The sequence below is a fragment of the Paenibacillus sp. PDC88 genome (genome assembly GCF_900106725.1).
GTDB lineage: Bacteria > Bacillota > Bacilli > Paenibacillales > Paenibacillaceae > Paenibacillus > Paenibacillus shunpengii.
This window is the reverse complement of record NZ_FNNT01000004.1, coordinates 536,379-552,457: the sequence shown is the minus strand read 5'-3', so window position 1 is coordinate 552,457 and position 16,079 is coordinate 536,379. Positions and strand designations below refer to the sequence as shown.

The following is a 16,079-nucleotide window of genomic DNA, read 5'->3' as shown; positions in this document are numbered from 1 at the left end:
GCTGATAAACACTAACTTTAGCATACAGAAAGGGTAATTCTGTGTCCAGCAAACTTTCGAATTTATGATTTATTAATTGAGCCATCATGTACTAGCTTCCCTTGTGACATCTCCCGTTTCCAGATCAACCTTCCAATCGTCGGAAGGATCATACACCGTATGTCCAGACACAATGCCCTCCGTGAGCCTGATTCCCTCTGGATTTATTCTTACATTATCGAGAGCAAACAGACCACCGTCACTTGTCCTGAACACACCAATTTCGCGATTCTGTAGAGTAACCATACGTCCGATCAATGAATAGAAATCCCGCTCGTCTCCTACTGGATAAGCCTTGGCCTTTATAACTTCTGATACATTAACAGGCACCTGCTGTTCCTTCATTCTCCCCTTGATTACACCCATAGGTTAACCCTTCTTTCCAAGATACGGTAATGTCTTCGTCTCAAAGTGATTGATTCATCTTTTATTATTTTAAATTAAAGATTCTGAAATGAAAATCATATTTTGGCGAATATTTCAAAATGATACCATGGTAGGATATTTGAATGTGTGAATATTCCCAATACAGATGCATTAGGTCTTGTTATCGACAAAAAAGCCTGCCACCGACTACTGTCGTTCAGCAAGCTCTAATCTTATTTCGTCTCTCGGACTAAGCACCATATCCAGTCCATTATCCATCAACTCTTTATTGTTCACTTCAATTTTCCATCTTTCCGTAATTAACGGAACATAACCATCAATCGAATGAACGTATCGTTTGTTATCCGTCAGTTGAATCCGCTCATTCTTCTCCAAAATATCTCGTACGGTCAAATTAGGAAAATAAAGACTAGCAATGGAGCCCCGCAAATCCGGCTGACTTACCCCGCCATAAATCGTTAAGGTTACAGCCGATGGCTCCATATTCTCAATCTTGGCAATAGGTTGAATGTATAGAATTAGTGAATCTTTACTATCTAAAGAATGTCCCCATGCATCGGAGCCAATATCCTCATCATTTAATTTTAATCTCCACTCAAGAGACTCATCTAATACATACGAGCCAACGGAAGCAATGGCATTCGATCCTTCATTAAATTCAGCAACACGATCGATTGCATCATGTACTGTAAGTCCTTCATTAATTCTAATCTGTACAGGTTGAGTCAATGCCGGTATGTAGCTGCCACCTTCTACACGGAGTTCAACAGTTCCCGGCGTTTGATCCTCCGCCAGGCTTGTCCCTTTATCTACCGAACTGCAGCCCGTAAATATGAACAAGAGTAGAATTATTGCTGAAATTGTAAATGAGTACCGCACTTTCATGCAATCACCGCCTTACTTTTTTTTGCATTATTCTACAATCTATTTATATAGCATACTATTATCTTGTGTTTAACTTCAACTCCAATAGAAAAAAGCCCAAAATTGGGCTTCTGACATGACCAGTATGATGTTACTACTGAACTGCTGCTTGCATATATATTCGGTTACCGCTCATATTTTTTAAATAAGGACCAAGTCCCTTAAATTGCAGACCTGACACATAAACTCCTGTCATAAGCTTACCTTCCATCGTTCCCCACTCTGAATCAAATACGACAGACGGAGCTGGTACATCCTCTTGGAAGATCGTAACTCCGTAATCTCTTCTTCGATACTGGATTCCACTCTCATACAGCGGTCTCTCCGTCAAATAAGTCGGCACAAAGTAAGCAGCAATGACATCCATCTCTTCTCCCGTATAAAAGGATTCATCTCCCAGAAACGGATGAAACAATTGAATCTCTTCATACTGAGACCATATGAATGCCTGTAGAATTAAGCTCGCAAAAGTTCCGCCACGTTTGGTCGATACAGCTGTAGACTCGCCCATGCTTGTATCCGTTTTCAGATCAGCTAATGGGGGACGGGCTTCTGCTTGTTCATTCTGATATTCACTTCCAATGAATTTCCATCCTTTGCTCGTGTGTATCCACTTTTGAAAGTATGAGCGCTGGGACAGGACTGTTGCTTCAAGCTTCTCAGCAGCTGCTGGAGAAAAGTACTGTTTCACCATTCTGGCTGCCTTCTCATAGATCGACTGAACGCGGAGGGATGCTTGCTCAAGCTCGGCAACATCTTGTTGAAAGTAATTCACTTTACGAGATACGACGATTTTGTTCAAGTAGATCGCCCTCCTTTTAAGCCTTTTAGGACCTTTCTGCAATTATACTACGAAAAGCACTGACTTGTGCAAGGACGACAAATAAATACGAAGATCATACCTCAAGTGCTAATAAAAAAACCCTTTATCTTTCTTCAGAAAAATAAAGAGTTTGAAGTCATTACTTAAGTATATCGTGGTCAACATACCGTTCACCGTTAAGCTCACTGAGCACCTCAATGGCCACTCTTGCTCCGTCACCGGATGTCACGATGGTATGGACACTGACTCCAGCAATGACTCCAGCAGCCCAGACATTTGGCATACTTGTTCTGCCGAGACGATCCACCTCAATAACCGATTTTATTCTTGGCTCACGTCCTTCAATCATACGGATCCCACTATTTGCGGCCAGTTCAGGATTAGCACCGGTGGTCAGAATTACGTGCCGTGCCGTGTATTCTTTACCTGATTCTGTTGTAAGCCTGACCGGACCATCCTCGGAGGTAATCGAGGTCACCTTCTCATCGTAGAAAACAGCGCCAAACTTCTCTGCCTGCTTTCTGCCTGATGTTAACAGATTCGGACCTGATATGCCCTCTGTTCCATAATGGTTCTCCATCCAGGCGCGCTTTGTCATACTTGCACCGCTGTCAAGAACGATCGTTTCTTTGCCTGCCTTAGCCGCAAAAATAGCTGCACTGCCTCCTGCAGGACCTGCACCAACAACAATTATATCTGCCATGAGTTTCATCCTCTCCACACAAGATTCATGACGCCACGAGCCTAGCTTCGGCTATTCAACCCATTGCTCCGCCCACTGCTGAATTCCCTGCATTACAGGCTGGAGTGCTTTCCCTTTGTCGGTAAGCTCGTATTCAATTCTGACGGGTGTCTCCGGATATACGTGTCTTATTAAGATTCCTTCGCTCTCCAGATCCTTCATTCGCTCTGACAGCATTTTATCACTCATTTGAGGTATGAGATTCGAAATATCCTTAAATCGTTTAGGACCATCCATCAATGTTTGAATAATGAGACCATTCCATCGTTTGCCCAGGAATGAAAAGGCCGACTCAAATCTTGGACACATCTTCAGATGTTGACCTTCCATTATATTCACCTCTTTAAATATTTCCATCAACACAAACTTACAATTAGTTAGTACATATCATAATAGCACATTTCTTGGTGTATGGAAAGAAACTATACCATATCCCATGAAGTATACTATAACCATTAACCAAAAATGAAGCTAATGACCCAATTGTGAAATCAGTCAACTGCTTCAATTAAAAAAGACCATCCAAAGACAGTCCACACACTTTAGAAGGCTTTAAGATCAAGATTCATAAGCATTTCTATTATATCACGCTGATATTTGAATAACCAGTTCTTTGTACCTATATAATTTTAAAAATACCATGGACTCACTTAGATGTAAGTCCATGGTATTATTGTTGAAATTCGCTTATACAAGCACGTTACCTAATGCTCTGACCGGTTCGCTGTTACCAAATACCGGTTTGGTATGATGAAGAGGATAAGCCCATCGAATGGAATTGCTGATCACTCTTAGAATCTCCGGACGGTAGTACGTTGGATACGTTTCATGTCCTGGTCTGAAGTAGAAGATCTTACCTTCACCTCGTTTGAACGTACATCCGCTTCTAAACACTTCTCCGCCCTGAAAATTACTCAAGAATACAAGCTCATCCGGCGTTGGAATATCGAAGAATTCACCATACATTTCTTCATGTTCTAATATGATATGGCTGTCGATTCCTTCTGCAATCGGATGACTCGGATTTACAGTCCATATAATTTCTTGTTCCCCAGCTTCCCGCCACTTCAGGTCACAGGAAGTACCCATCAGCTCTTTGAACGGTTTGGAGAAATGTCCCGAATGAAGAACAACAAACCCCATACCATTTAATACTCTCTTCACAACCTTGCTTACGATTTCGTCGCTTACTCTGTCATGAGCCATATGACCCCACCAGATTAATACATCCGTCGTATTCAAGACCTCATCCGTTAAACCATGCTCCGGCTCATCTAGAGTAGCTGTACGAATCGCATATCCTTCTCCTGAAAGACCATCAGCAAGCGCTTTGTGAATGCCTTCCGGGTATACTTCTCTAACCTCATCATGAATTTTTTCGTGAACAAATTCATTCCAGATCGTGACGTTAATCATTCTTATTTCCCCCTGTTGATGTTAGACCCACCACATATCGCCAAGCGGTTCTTCAATAAGTACTTGCTTGAGATTGTGGACGGCTTTTGAGAAACCTTCCTCAACGGACATTAGTCCGTCTTCATGTTCAATACTTACAACATAATCATATCCGACAAGTCGCAGGGCACTGATAATATCTGCCCAGGTTTTGATATCATGACCAAATCCGACGGTGCGGAATTGCCATGCGCGGGTTTGCATATTTGTATAATCCTGCATATCCGTAAGACCATACATATTTACGTTAACAGGATCAATCGTTGTATCCTTGGCATGGAAATGGTGAATCGCTCCTTCACGACCCAAAATTTTGATGGATTCCACAGGATCAATACCTTGCCACCACATGTGAGAAGGATCTAGGTTTGCCCCGATCACTTCACCCGCTGCCTCGCGCAATTTAAGCAGTGTAGCTGGCGTATGAACCGAGAATCCGCCGTGCAGTTCAAGGCCGATTTTTACATTGTGATCAGAAGCGAACTTACCCCATTCCGTCCAGTATGGTATCAGTTTATTCTCCCATTGCCATTTCAATACTTCCTGGAAATCATTTGGCCACGGAGCGACAGGCCAGTTCGGATATTTAGCATCCTCATGATCACCAGGCAGGCCTGAGAACGTGTTAACAACAGGTACTTCGAGCTTCTCAGCAAGCTTCACTGTGTTAACAAAATCATCATGGAACTTCTTAGCAATCTCTTTTTGCGGATGTAGCGGGTTACCGTGACAGCTGAGCGCACTAATGATCAAACCACGAGATTCAACTGCCTTCTTGAATTCTTTCAATGCCGTTTCATTCTCCAGAAGCTCAGCCGGTTTGCAATGAGCATTGCCCGGATGCCCTCCTGTACCAATCTCTATCGCACCTAGACCTTTGGAAGCGATATAATCTAATGCATCCTCAAACTTACGACCACCGAATAGTACTGCAAATACGCCTAATTTCATAAACTAAAATCCCTCCTGTAATGTAATGAGTACTTCAACTATATTTAAACTGCTGCTTCTAAATGAATAAGGAAGATTGCTTATTACTCAAAATAAACTGCTTTTCCAGTACGTGCTGATTCATAGATGGCTTCAAGGATTTGAGTTACGACGTAAGCCTGTTCTGGTTTGACAAGAGGTTCCTTATCTTCAAGAATCGCCTCGATCCACATTCTAGCTTCCCGATCCGCGTCACTCTCGCTCTCACCTGCAAAAAAGGCAACACCGCCGGCATTAAGATCAATATTCTGTTCATATAGTCTGCTTAATTTCTCACCATTCAAACGAAGACCGTTCTTCATATCAGCTCCGCCTTCTGTCCCTGCAAGAAGGGTCTGTGCCTCGCCCGTCTCCACCACATTAAGAGCCCAGCTCGCTTCGACCTGAATGGTAGCCCCATTCTCCATTGTCACAAAGCCAAAGGCTGAATCCTCCACATTAAACTCTTTAGGATCCCAAGGACCAAATGCATTCGCTGCATTTTCCCGTCCGCTAAGCTTATGGAACACAGAACCCATTACACTCTTAGGTTTGTAGTTATCCATCAGCCATAAGGTTAGATCAAGCGCATGGGTCCCGATATCGATCAAAGGTCCGCCGCCTTGCTTCTCTTCGTCCAGGAATACGCCCCAAGTAGGAACACCGCGGCGGCGAAGTGCAATCGCTTTGCCATAATAGATATCCCCGAGTTCTCCCGTTTCGATAAGCTCCTTCAAATAGAGACTATCGTTGCGGAAACGGTTCTGATACGCGATGGACAGTTTTTTGCCCGTCCGTTTTGCCGCTTCGATCATCTCCAGGGCCTGCTCCGAAGTTTTGGCCATCGGCTTCTCACACATGACATGCTTGCCTGCTTCTAGTGCGGACACAGTAATAACCGAGTGGGAATCGTTTGGCGTACACACATGGACTACATCAATGCTCTTATCCTTGAGGAGCTCTTGATAATCGGTATACACTTTAGCTCCCTCGGCACCAAATTTGCTTGCTGCTTCTTCTGCGCGAGATTCAACAATGTCACAGAAGGCAACCATTTCAGCATTCTTTTGTTTAGATAGGGATGGCATATGTTTACCGTTTGCAATACCTCCGCAACCGATAATAGCTACTTTTAATGTTTGGGTCATGAACTTTACCTCCGCGTGCAGCTTGTTAATTTCATTATTGTTTAGTAAGTCTAATCGATATTGCTTAGATGTAGTTAGTTGTTGGATACAAGCTCAGGTTTCTTATGGACCTCAACGGTGCTCTCCAGCAGTACATGTCTGCCTTCAATCGAAGAGCGTTCAAACGCATGCATGGCTTCAAGCACATGGTATCCAAGCTTACCGCTTGCTTCAGCCTCACTTCCGTTATGAATCGCTTCTACCATCTGATTCAGACCTAGACCACGCTCATTCTGCTCACTGGCCGTTACTGGCTGGATTACTTCCCAAGCATCAGATCCAATTCGCTTCACTTTAACATCGCCGTTAAAGAAGTTTGGATCAGGCACCTGAAGCGTGCCTTCTGTTCCATGAATCTCGATCAGCGGCAGACCTGAACCTGCGCGAACATCAAAGCTTGCGATCATTGTTCCAATCACTCCATTGGCAAAATCCATGGTCCCAGCCAGATGGGTAGGTGTTTGTACCTGAAGATTCTGACCTTGCTTCGGTCCGGATCCAACGACCCGGTCTGGGATTTGAATTCCGGTTGAAGCGCTTACCCTGCGGATCGGTCCTAACAGCTTAACAAGTGCTGTCAAATAATATGGTCCCATATCCAGCATCGGTCCCCCGCCGTAGGCATAGAAAAACTCCGGATCAGGATGCCAGGACTCAGGCCCGCCACCCATGAAAAAGGCGGTCGCAGATACCGGTTTTCCTATGACTCCGTCTTGTATGGCTTTCATCGCAGTCTGAATACCCGACCCCAAGAAAGTATCCGGGGCGGTTCCAACATAAAGCCCTTTTTCTTCAGCCAGCTCAAGCACTCTGCGGCCATCCTCAAGAGAGATGGTGAATGGTTTCTCGCCGTATACGTGCTTACCTGCCTCTAGTGCAGCTATATTGGTTACGGCATGACTGCCCGGTACCGTCAGATTTAATACGAGTTCAATTTCATCATTCTGCAAAAGCTCGTCTACGGTGTAAGCGTTTGCTACCCCGAACTCGGCTGCTCTCGCTTCGGCGCGTTCCATAATGATGTCCGCTACCGCTACAACTTCAATTACAGGACTCTTTTTCAGGTTCGTGAGGTATATGCTGCTGATATTTCCGCACCCGATAATGCCTGCCTTCATTTTTTTCACTGATCTTGTCACTCCTCTGGTGATTGACCTTCAAAGGTAATTCTTAACTGGTACTATAGTATTCGATTCGTTTATAAATTAAAATGAAGTATATGATCAAAACATGAACAATCTGGTCAATATTTTTATTTCAAGGAGTCAGTACTTATGTCAGTTGAACAATCCTGCCAAGTTCTTACAGCCGGCTTTTCTTTTCATCGGAAGCCTTACTATTTCTCACAGCCTGAGGGAGTGAAAAATTATCTGTTCCGTCTTCAGACCGATGGGAGGTGCAGAGCCCGGGTTGATGACCAAATGACCTTTATAGAATCAGGTGATTTGCTGTTATTTCATCCGACAGAACCGTATGAACTCAAGATTGATAATGAGGAGAACGGTGCCGGCAATTCACTTGTAGAAAGTGGAGATTATCATATTTTTTTCACTGGAGATTGGGCGGATGAATGGTGGCATAAAAAGAAGCGTCCGACGCGGATCAAGGTCGAATTGACCGAAAGCCTACTTAGCCTATTTCGTCAAATCGTTCTCGAGCAGCGCCGGATCGCAAATCCATTTCCGGAGATCCCAAGCTATTATATGCGCATATTATGCCTTGAAATTGATCGTTTACTCTCGGAGCATCCGACCACGACACAAACCAGTTATTTAGCTTATCAAATCAAAAATTACATTGTTGAGAATGCTTCTACTTTATTTAAGCTTGAAGATGTAGCTTCCAGTATTGGCATTAGTGTCTCCAGGGCTGTTCATTTGTTCAAAGAAGCATTTGATACAAGTATCATGCAATATACACTGGATATCCGGTTAAATATGGCCCGTGAGCGCATTATTTTTAGTCCGATGTCACTCGAGCACGTCGCCGAATCTTCAGGCTTTAACAGCTATACATACTTCCATCGCGTGTTTAAGGCAAGATTCGGAATGTCGCCGAGGGAATTTCGTTCTATCCACCGAGAACAGCTTCTCTAACGCTTCCGCTGCTCGATCACCTCAGCTACGACCATAGCAAGATCGTCATTACCGTATAATGACAGGACACCAAGGAGTGTATCGTCTGCAATATCGCCTGCTTCTTCCTTAGGAACGACGAGATTCAGTACATGCTGAAGACGTTCGTTGTTCTTCTGTGCAGGATAAGCTTGGCGGTACAGCTCCTCAGGGTTCTGTTCATTGTTTACACACCACTGAGCGAAGACGAGAATCATCATATCCTCATCCTGTCTGTAGCTTTCAATGATTTGTTCTTCCATTTCTTTTTTATTCAAGGCTCATATCTCCTGTCTTGTATGATTTAAGATAAATATTACTGCGTCAGAAGCTCTTCACACAGCTCATGACTTGCAAGTACACGGCCGGCATGAAGCTCGCATCCCTCCGGCTCCTTGTCCAGGAAGTCCAGGAAATGCTGTACGCAGCCCGTAAATCCTCTGCGAGTGAGGATCGATTCCCAGCTGCCCGGTGTTCGGATGATGGATGGCGTGCCTGCTGCATGGAGGTGCAGCGTTTCCATCTGATGGACCCATGCTGTTCTGCCTGCTCCATGAAGCTCTATCGTTTCAGTGTCCGCCCCTGCAAAACGCACCATGCCAAACGAGCCCGCTCCTTTATTACCTGTCACTATACTGCCCGAAGCCTGGAGGAGCGCTCCCTGATCGTTCGTTCTCAGCCTATGGCTTGCGAGCTCGTAATCCTCACCGCCAAGCCATAATAGAGTATCAATCATATGAATGAGATCATCGTAGACGGTAACGCGGCTGGATCGGCTGTCCAGCTTCATACGATGCTTATGGCACACGATACTCTCAAGCTCTCCCGATTGGCTGATCCAGTCTTGTGCCTCACGGTACAGTGGAGCAAACCTGCGATTGAACCCGACAGCAAGCAGCACACCCATCGACTCTGCAAAAGCCGCCATTTCTATGGATTCCTTGAGATTATAGGACAATGGCTTATCTACATAAACGGCAATTCCCCGTTCGATACAGGCCATAACGATCTCATAGTGAGCTTCTGTTGAGGTATGTACAAATACGGCTTCCGGCTCCCAGTCAAGCAGCTCGTCCAGTTTGGTTGTTCCCCGATCAAGCCGATACAGAGAGGTGATCTCCTCAACTTTGGACAATGATCGATTCATTACGCCGACAACTTCCACCCCAGGATGGGCCGTAAGCAGCGGCAGATATACTTTATTTGCGATGTCACCCAGTCCTGCGATCGCAATTCTTTTTCGATGTGTTATTCTCATCTGGTTCTAGACTTCCTCCTGTCTCCTTCAGAATCACCTGCTCTAGTGTAACAAGGGCCTGCTCAACTAGCAAAGTGCACTTGTCCTCCTTATGTAAGTATGTGCGCATCCGGTATAATGTAAGAACGATGAATTCTCTGAGGATGATGATATGAAAAAATGGCTTCTCCTTACGCTGCTTTATCTGCCAGCGCTAATATTTCTTCTATTATATCGTAACGAAATCCTGACATGGGCGCAGGATCATGCGAATTATTTCAACTTAACGCTGATTGCCACCTTATTCGCTCTGTTTCCCGTGCTCCCTTATAAGCTTGTGATCGGGCTGCTCGGATACTCCTTCGGTGCAGCTATAGGCGGCATCGTTACCTGGCTCGGGACAACGATTGCCTCCATTATGGTGTACATGATGTTCAGATGGTTGTTTCAGGCGAAAGGACGGCTGTACTTGGAGCGAGTTCCCATCATTTCAAGACTCACTGCGCTGTTCGAGCAGCATACTTTCAGCACGATCCTACTCGCTAGAATGCTTCCAATCATTCCACAAATGGGGGTGAATATTTACGCAGGAACGGCCTCGCTGCCCTTCTGGAGCTATCTGCTGGCAACCTCTGTTGGCAAAATACCCAGTATCGCCCTGTATGCCTATGCAGGAGGCAACCTGTTAGAGCATCCGCTGCAAACCGCAGGTATAGCTCTGATTTATGTTATTATGCTCGTCATCGCGTTTGCCGCGTATAAAATAAGGTTAAAGCAAATAGAAGGACCGAGATAACCTCTTCATTGGTTAATATCGGTTTTTTAAGATATAATACTTCAAGGACAAGTTGATCTCATAATTCTTCATCGAATGGAGTGTGAATATAGAATGGAACCACTATTTACCGAAAAAGCTACATTTGCCGGAGGGTGCTTCTGGTGCATGGTCTCACCCTTTGAAGATCTTCCCGGCATTTTGAAGGTAAGATCAGGCTATACCGGAGGACATACGGAAAATCCGACCTATGAAGAGGTATGCTCAGAAACGACGGGTCACGTGGAGGCTGTTCAGATCACTTATGATCCGAAAGTATTCCCTTATGAGAAGCTGTTAGCCTTGTTCTGGCAGCAGATTGATCCGACCGATGCTGGAGGACAATTTCATGACCGCGGTACTTCGTATCAGACGGCCATCTTTTATCATACAGAAGAGCAGAAGGTGAAGGCGGAAGTATCCAAACAGGCGCTTGAAGCAAGCGGAAGATTCGATAAACCCATCTTTACCCCTATTCTGCCTGCTCAGACGTTCTATGAGGCTGAAGAGCATCATCAAGACTATCACAAGAAAAATCCAGCACATTACAAACGTTACAGTAAAGGCTCAGGGCGTGTGGATTTCATCGAGAAACACTGGTCACGCTCTATAAATAAGGAGCAGCTGAAAGATCGGCTGAGCCCGATGCAATACAATGTCACTCAAAATAATGGCACCGAGCCTCCCTTTCAGAATGAATTCTGGGACCATGAAGGAGAGGGAATCTATGTGGATATCGTATCCGGAGAACCTCTATTCAGCTCACGTGATAAGTATGATGCAGGCTGCGGCTGGCCAAGCTTTACGAGACCCCTTCGGGAATACAGTATTAAGGAAAAGACCGATTTGTCTCATTTCATGATCCGTACCGAGGTTAGAAGCCGGGAAGCCGATTCTCATCTGGGCCATGTGTTTGATGATGGACCTGGAGAGAACGGGCTTAGATACTGCATCAATTCCGCAGCCCTGAGATTTGTTCCAAAAGAGGATTTGGAGAAAGAGGGCTACGCTGAGTACGTCCATTTATTCGAAAAAGAGAACAGCTGAGCATTTTACCCTCATTCATTAGAAACGCAGGAGCTGAAAAGCCCTGCGTTTTTTGCCGTTGAAATTTGATGTTAGGTTATTAATGCTGAGTCTAGCAGCTCTGGACTACTTTGTTGTCCTGCACTAACTATATCCAGCCGACTATAAGGCTGATCCACAGAGCGAAGGGCACTAGAAGCAGCTGGGCAAGCAGCGTGCCGGCAAGGCGTGACATCAGCATGCAGCCATATACCCGGTTCATCTGCTCCAGACGAATCTCTCCCCTAAGTGATCGATCACTTAGAAGTGCGATCCGCGGGTCGATTAGCAGAGTCAGCAGAATCGTTGCCATACCGTTAATTAAGCCCGAAGATTGTGAAGCAGCCATCGCTTGTTCGGGATTTAGATAGGCTGCATATAAAGTGGCAAGAACGCCAACCGTATAAATAGCCGTCACCGACATGTTAAGGACCATCAGCCTTCTCGGCAAATTTCCAGCGAAGCATGTCTGAAGCATGGAGAACCTGGGCCAAGAAATGTAGTGAAGGGCATTTTTCATCGTATTCATGGAGCACAGTGAAGCAAGCATGCCAGGAATGGATCCTGCCTTCTCCAAATGAACCACCAGCCTTGAGGACCATCTTACCATGGTCGGAAACATGAGAATGGCGATTACCGTCCCTACTGCTGCCGCTCCTAAAATCCAATGAAGCTGAGTTTGCAGCATACTGCTGTCTGCGCCATTCGCCTTATCAACCATTGACCCAAGCAGCGGTCCTTGTGCCATATTCGAAGTTCTTGAAATAAGGAGCAGCATACCAGATAAAGACAGAGCAATCGTGATCCGCTTTGTTCTTAATCCGCCTAGCCTCAGAGCATAAGACAGGCTGTCTGCAGCGTGAATTATCATTGTAAACATAAACGGCAGAGCCAGTTGGAGCAGCATGATCATTCCCTCCTTATGTTTTTGTCAATTTGTTATCGGGTAAATAGATAGGAGATATCTAATGAAGGGAGAGAACCATTATGCCATGGAGCAAACACGACTACCCTCCATCCATGAAAAATCTTGACCCCAGAATCCGTGAGAAAGCAGTGGAGATAGCAAATGCTTTGCTCGAAGACGGATATGAGGAAGGCCGATCGATTGCCATCGCTACCGCTCAAGCCAAGGAATGGGATGAGAATCATCCTGAAGGAAAGAACAAATCTGGCGGCGACAAAGACAGACCTGTTCACTCTTCCCGTGATCACCAGAATCTTCATATTGTTCCCTATGAAAATGGCTGGGCGATAAAAAAAGAAGGCAAAGACAAACCTGAAGATACCTATCACTTAAAAAATGAAGCAGAGGATGCGGCCAAGAAAATCGCGTCAGGTAAAGAGATGAGAGTCATTATCCATGATAAACAAGGTAAAATTATGACCTCCAAGATCTATCACTAAGCTTGTTACTGAGCAGCTAAGCTATGTAAGGATCAGCTTGGCTGCTCCTATAATCCCAGCTCTATTTCCTAATCTGGCGGGCAGGATCGGAAGCGGCGGATGATCCGCAAATCCATCCATCGTGTACCTCTCTATATGTTTGCGTACCGGGCGGAGCAAGGCATCCCCCTGTTCTGAAATCGCACCGCCGATAATAATAGCGGGTGGATTATAGAGATGAATGAGATTGGTTAGACCGATGGCGATGAACTCGGCATAATCGTTGATAAGGATTTTTGCAGTTTCATTTCCCACCTCAGCTTGGGCAAACAATTGTCTGGGATCATCAGCCCAAGCAGGCTGTCCCGCTGCCAATACCTGTCTTTTTAGTGATGTAACTGAAGCATACTGCTCCCAGCAGCCTTTCGATCCACACGTACAGGGATGACCACCCAACTGGATAATCTGATGTCCAAAGGCACCTGCGTATCCACTTCTTCCCCGATAGGTATGTCCGTTTGTTATGATACTGCCCCCTACACCCGTTCCAAGACTAACACATAGAAAATCAGTCAAACCTCTGCCTGCGCCCTGCCACATTTCTCCTATGGCGAGTACGTTCACATCATTCTCCAGCTGTGCAGGGAGGTGGAGTCTTCGCTCCATTTCCGCTCTTAACGGAGTTCCTTTCCAATCTGGCAAATTCGCTGTTGCACTGCCGATGGCCCCGGCTAACGTAATGAACCCTGCTGTTCCCATTCCGATTCCTGTTACTTCGATATTTGTATAATTCCGGGCCTGCTCCATGCAGCTTGCAGCCGCTTCGGCAATGGAGTCAAGCAGCTGATCCTTGCCCTTCTCTGCATTTGTCGGAGCCATCATATCGTACAGAATGACTCCATCCTCTCGTACAAGCCCGGCCTTTATATTCGTTCCTCCAATATCCAGTCCCACTGCAGCCTGAAGCATAACCGTCCTCTCCCTTCCTCGCATTCAGCCCAATAATCGTTTATATTTCGTTATGTCTGCCATCATTTGATTAACGTAATTCGTCGTTTGTTCTGTTTCGCCGTACTCCGCAAGAACGGCTGCTGCTCCCCTTACCAACCACAGGATCATATTTTCGAGAAGCAAGCTTTGTTCCAGCTGTACACCGCTCTGTTCATAACCTTTTTTAAAATCTGAAATAGAACTAGCAGCCTGTTGATCTGTCCATGCCTTACTAATTGACGAAGTTAATAGTGCAGCTGCATCCAAGTGATAATCACCTGTTCTGGCTTCTCCGAAATCAATAATATACACCGATGATGAATGAAAAATAACATTCCAAATGCCGAGATCGGCATGAATAATCCCTTCTCTTCGTTGCTGCGTCTCAAGACAAGAGGTTACATATTGTTCAAGAGACGTCTTTAAATTATCAGAAATATTGTGAGATACCGTTGCTGTATTCCAGCTGCATTCCAGAGTAAATCGGTCTTCTTGCTCTTGAATTGTCGTATACCTCAATTCGGTATGCAGGATGCCCATAGCATTGCCCATTTGCAGGAGCTTGTCCTGAACAGAGACCTTATCCGGCTTTAAATATTGCTGAAGATTGTATATATTGCCTTGAACCTCTATATATCCATTTTCATTTTGACCAGGAAGCATGTATGGACTAATCTGATTCGCTGCAGTTCTATGAGATATTTCAAATTCGCAGGTCGCTTGATGTTTACTTCTTAGTCGTCTTAAAACGAATTGTTGTCCTTGTGCGGTTTCTAAAAGACGGGCATCAGATGTACGCCCAGCGGATATAGGAACAAGCCCTTTGACTTCTTCGAGCTCATAGTGTGCTTCTAAGCTTCTAAGCAGAGACCCTTCTGAAATATGCAATTTGTTTCTCCTTTATAAAATTGTAAAGAATAACGGCTTCCAGTCCCTCTATGTTATCCTTTAAAGTAAGAATATGTAAAGTGAACTCATAGAAAAAGCAAAAAACCGCACATTAAATAATGTTACGGCTTGTGTGGAGCTTTATAAGCATGCATTGCATTGTTCAGTTGATCTAATGCTTGCTGGTATTCCAGCTTGTCTTTCTCATAAACCGATAACTGTCTTCGCATGATTAAATCATCCTGCATTCGCTTGACCAGCTCAGCAATCTGATCGTTTGGCTTCGAGGTCGTCGGTTTAGGCAAAGAGTCCTTTCCTGTCTGTACGGTAAGCTCTCCTTGACTGTCTACCTGTCCTATAAATACCTCTTTCAGCGGCAGATCCAGTTTGCGGAGCTCTTTATGAACCCAATCTTCATTATGTCCCGAAGAGGATAACGAATCAGGTAAAATATGTCCGTCGATGATAATGGTTTTTGGCTCTTGCTCGGAAGACAGCTGATAGCCTAACAGATCGGCAGTAAGAGGTTGATGCTCTTTTTTGAGCAGCACGTTAATTTCTCCGCTCTGCTCCATCACTGCAAACTCCACATCGGCTACCCTGAACACATCTTTTTTACGCAGCTGTTCTAGAAATTCATCCACCGTGAGACGTTCTTTTTTCAAATTGTCTGCAAGCAAAGCCCCGTTCTCAACCAACACCGTTGCTTTGCCGTCTACGATATCCCTTAATTTTTTACTCTTCATCGTGGTATACTCAGCTATTGTAGATACGGCAACCCATACAAACAAAGCTACAAACCCTAAGTACCATGTATTATCAACGTCAAGCGAGATATAACCAACCAAGTTTCCGAGCGTAATACCTGTAATATATTCAAATAGTGACAATTGGGAAATCTGACGCTTACCTAATATTTTGGTGATCAGAAACAGGACGGTTACCGATGCCAATGTTCTGATCGAAACCTCCAGCCAATCAGGCATATTTGTTCGCCTCCCTAATGGATGGTTTGTATTTTGATTCCATTTTGATGAATCCAGATCCCTTAATACATGG

19 protein-coding genes are annotated in these 16,079 nt (G+C 44.9%); 4 read left to right on the top strand and 15 right to left on the bottom strand.

Translation table 11 applies throughout. From position 1 onward, the window contains the following. Positions 1–84: 84 nt before the first annotated feature. From BLW49_RS15945 to BLW49_RS15905, 9 genes are all read right to left on the bottom strand, one after another. Positions 85–405 (bottom strand): nitrite reductase (NAD(P)H) small subunit, encoded by a 321-nt coding sequence (locus BLW49_RS15945; protein ID WP_090725498.1) that lies wholly within the window; start codon positions 403–405, stop codon positions 85–87. A 207-nt stretch (positions 406–612) separates the two neighbouring features. Then, the gene (locus BLW49_RS15940) at positions 613–1,311 is read right to left on the bottom strand and encodes a hypothetical protein (RefSeq protein ID WP_090725497.1); all 699 of its coding nucleotides are present in this window, start codon (positions 1,309–1,311) and stop codon (positions 613–615) included. A gap of 133 nt (positions 1,312–1,444) precedes the next feature. Beyond that, positions 1,445–2,152 carry a hypothetical protein gene (locus BLW49_RS15935; RefSeq protein WP_052511818.1) on the bottom strand — a complete coding sequence of 236 codons (708 nt, stop codon included), beginning with the start codon at positions 2,150–2,152 and terminating at the stop codon, positions 1,445–1,447. Positions 2,153–2,312: 160 nt separating this feature from the next. Next, positions 2,313–2,876 (bottom strand): FAD-dependent oxidoreductase, encoded by a 564-nt coding sequence (locus tag BLW49_RS15930; RefSeq protein ID WP_090725495.1) that lies wholly within the window; start codon positions 2,874–2,876, stop codon positions 2,313–2,315. 51 nt (positions 2,877–2,927) lie between these two features. After that, complete coding sequence (locus BLW49_RS15925) at positions 2,928–3,245, bottom strand: winged helix-turn-helix transcriptional regulator (protein ID WP_047911015.1); 318 nt, start codon at positions 3,243–3,245, stop codon at positions 2,928–2,930. A 357-nt stretch (positions 3,246–3,602) separates the two neighbouring features. Then, positions 3,603–4,331, bottom strand: a complete 729-nt coding sequence (locus BLW49_RS15920) for a ThuA domain-containing protein (RefSeq protein WP_047911014.1) — start codon at positions 4,329–4,331, stop codon at positions 3,603–3,605. Between the two features lie 21 nt (positions 4,332–4,352). Further along, on the bottom strand, positions 4,353–5,321 hold the full coding sequence (locus tag BLW49_RS15915; protein ID WP_047911013.1) for a sugar phosphate isomerase/epimerase family protein: 969 nt from the start codon (positions 5,319–5,321) through the stop codon (positions 4,353–4,355). Positions 5,322–5,404: 83 nt separating this feature from the next. Then, a complete protein-coding gene (locus BLW49_RS15910) occupies positions 5,405–6,487 on the bottom strand; it encodes a Gfo/Idh/MocA family protein (RefSeq protein ID WP_090725494.1) in 1,083 nt (360 codons plus the stop codon). Positions 6,488–6,561: 74 nt separating this feature from the next. Continuing rightward, positions 6,562–7,653: a Gfo/Idh/MocA family protein gene (locus BLW49_RS15905; protein ID WP_090725492.1), complete on the bottom strand. Its 1,092-nt coding sequence runs from the start codon at positions 7,651–7,653 to the stop codon at positions 6,562–6,564. A 147-nt stretch (positions 7,654–7,800) separates the two neighbouring features. Between BLW49_RS15905 and BLW49_RS15900 the strand changes: the two genes are divergently transcribed. Further along, positions 7,801–8,622, top strand: a complete 822-nt coding sequence (locus BLW49_RS15900) for an AraC family transcriptional regulator (RefSeq protein ID WP_076313115.1) — start codon at positions 7,801–7,803, stop codon at positions 8,620–8,622. Here the strand turns inward: BLW49_RS15900 and BLW49_RS15895 are convergent. Further along, a complete protein-coding gene (locus BLW49_RS15895) occupies positions 8,619–8,918 on the bottom strand; it encodes a hypothetical protein (RefSeq protein WP_256209773.1) in 300 nt (99 codons plus the stop codon). The two genes, BLW49_RS15900 and BLW49_RS15895, sit on opposite strands and share 4 nt — an antisense overlap. Before the next feature lie 38 nt (positions 8,919–8,956). Further along, positions 8,957–9,898 carry a Gfo/Idh/MocA family protein gene (locus BLW49_RS15890; RefSeq protein ID WP_076313116.1) on the bottom strand — a complete coding sequence of 314 codons (942 nt, stop codon included), beginning with the start codon at positions 9,896–9,898 and terminating at the stop codon, positions 8,957–8,959. A gap of 151 nt (positions 9,899–10,049) precedes the next feature. Between BLW49_RS15890 and BLW49_RS15885 the strand changes: the two genes are divergently transcribed. Both BLW49_RS15885 and msrB read left to right on the top strand, forming a co-directional pair. Beyond that, positions 10,050–10,673 carry a TVP38/TMEM64 family protein gene (locus BLW49_RS15885; RefSeq protein ID WP_076313117.1) on the top strand — a complete coding sequence of 208 codons (624 nt, stop codon included), beginning with the start codon at positions 10,050–10,052 and terminating at the stop codon, positions 10,671–10,673. Between the two features lie 93 nt (positions 10,674–10,766). Then, entirely contained in the window at positions 10,767–11,738 is a 972-nt protein-coding gene (msrB, locus tag BLW49_RS15880) for a peptide-methionine (R)-S-oxide reductase MsrB (protein ID WP_076313118.1), read from the top strand. 127 nt (positions 11,739–11,865) lie between these two features. Here msrB and BLW49_RS15875 read toward each other — a convergent pair whose 3' ends face one another. Continuing rightward, entirely contained in the window at positions 11,866–12,663 is a 798-nt protein-coding gene (locus tag BLW49_RS15875; protein WP_090725491.1) for a lipid II flippase Amj family protein, read from the bottom strand. A gap of 80 nt (positions 12,664–12,743) precedes the next feature. Here BLW49_RS15875 and BLW49_RS15870 point away from each other — a divergent pair, with 80 nt between their 5' ends. Then, positions 12,744–13,163, top strand: coding sequence for a DUF2188 domain-containing protein (locus BLW49_RS15870; protein WP_090725489.1), 420 nt, complete (start codon positions 12,744–12,746; stop codon positions 13,161–13,163). Positions 13,164–13,184: 21 nt separating this feature from the next. Here the strand turns inward: BLW49_RS15870 and BLW49_RS15865 are convergent, their stop codons facing one another. The 3 genes from BLW49_RS15865 to BLW49_RS15855 form a co-directional block, all read right to left on the bottom strand. Further along, positions 13,185–14,111, bottom strand: coding sequence for an ROK family protein (locus BLW49_RS15865; protein ID WP_090725488.1), 927 nt, complete (start codon positions 14,109–14,111; stop codon positions 13,185–13,187). Positions 14,112–14,135: 24 nt separating this feature from the next. After that, positions 14,136–15,020, bottom strand: a complete 885-nt coding sequence (locus tag BLW49_RS15860; RefSeq protein ID WP_090725486.1) for a phosphotransferase — start codon at positions 15,018–15,020, stop codon at positions 14,136–14,138. A 122-nt stretch (positions 15,021–15,142) separates the two neighbouring features. After that, entirely contained in the window at positions 15,143–16,006 is an 864-nt protein-coding gene (locus BLW49_RS15855; RefSeq protein WP_090725485.1) for a DUF421 domain-containing protein, read from the bottom strand. Between the last annotated feature and the right edge of the window lie 73 nt (positions 16,007–16,079).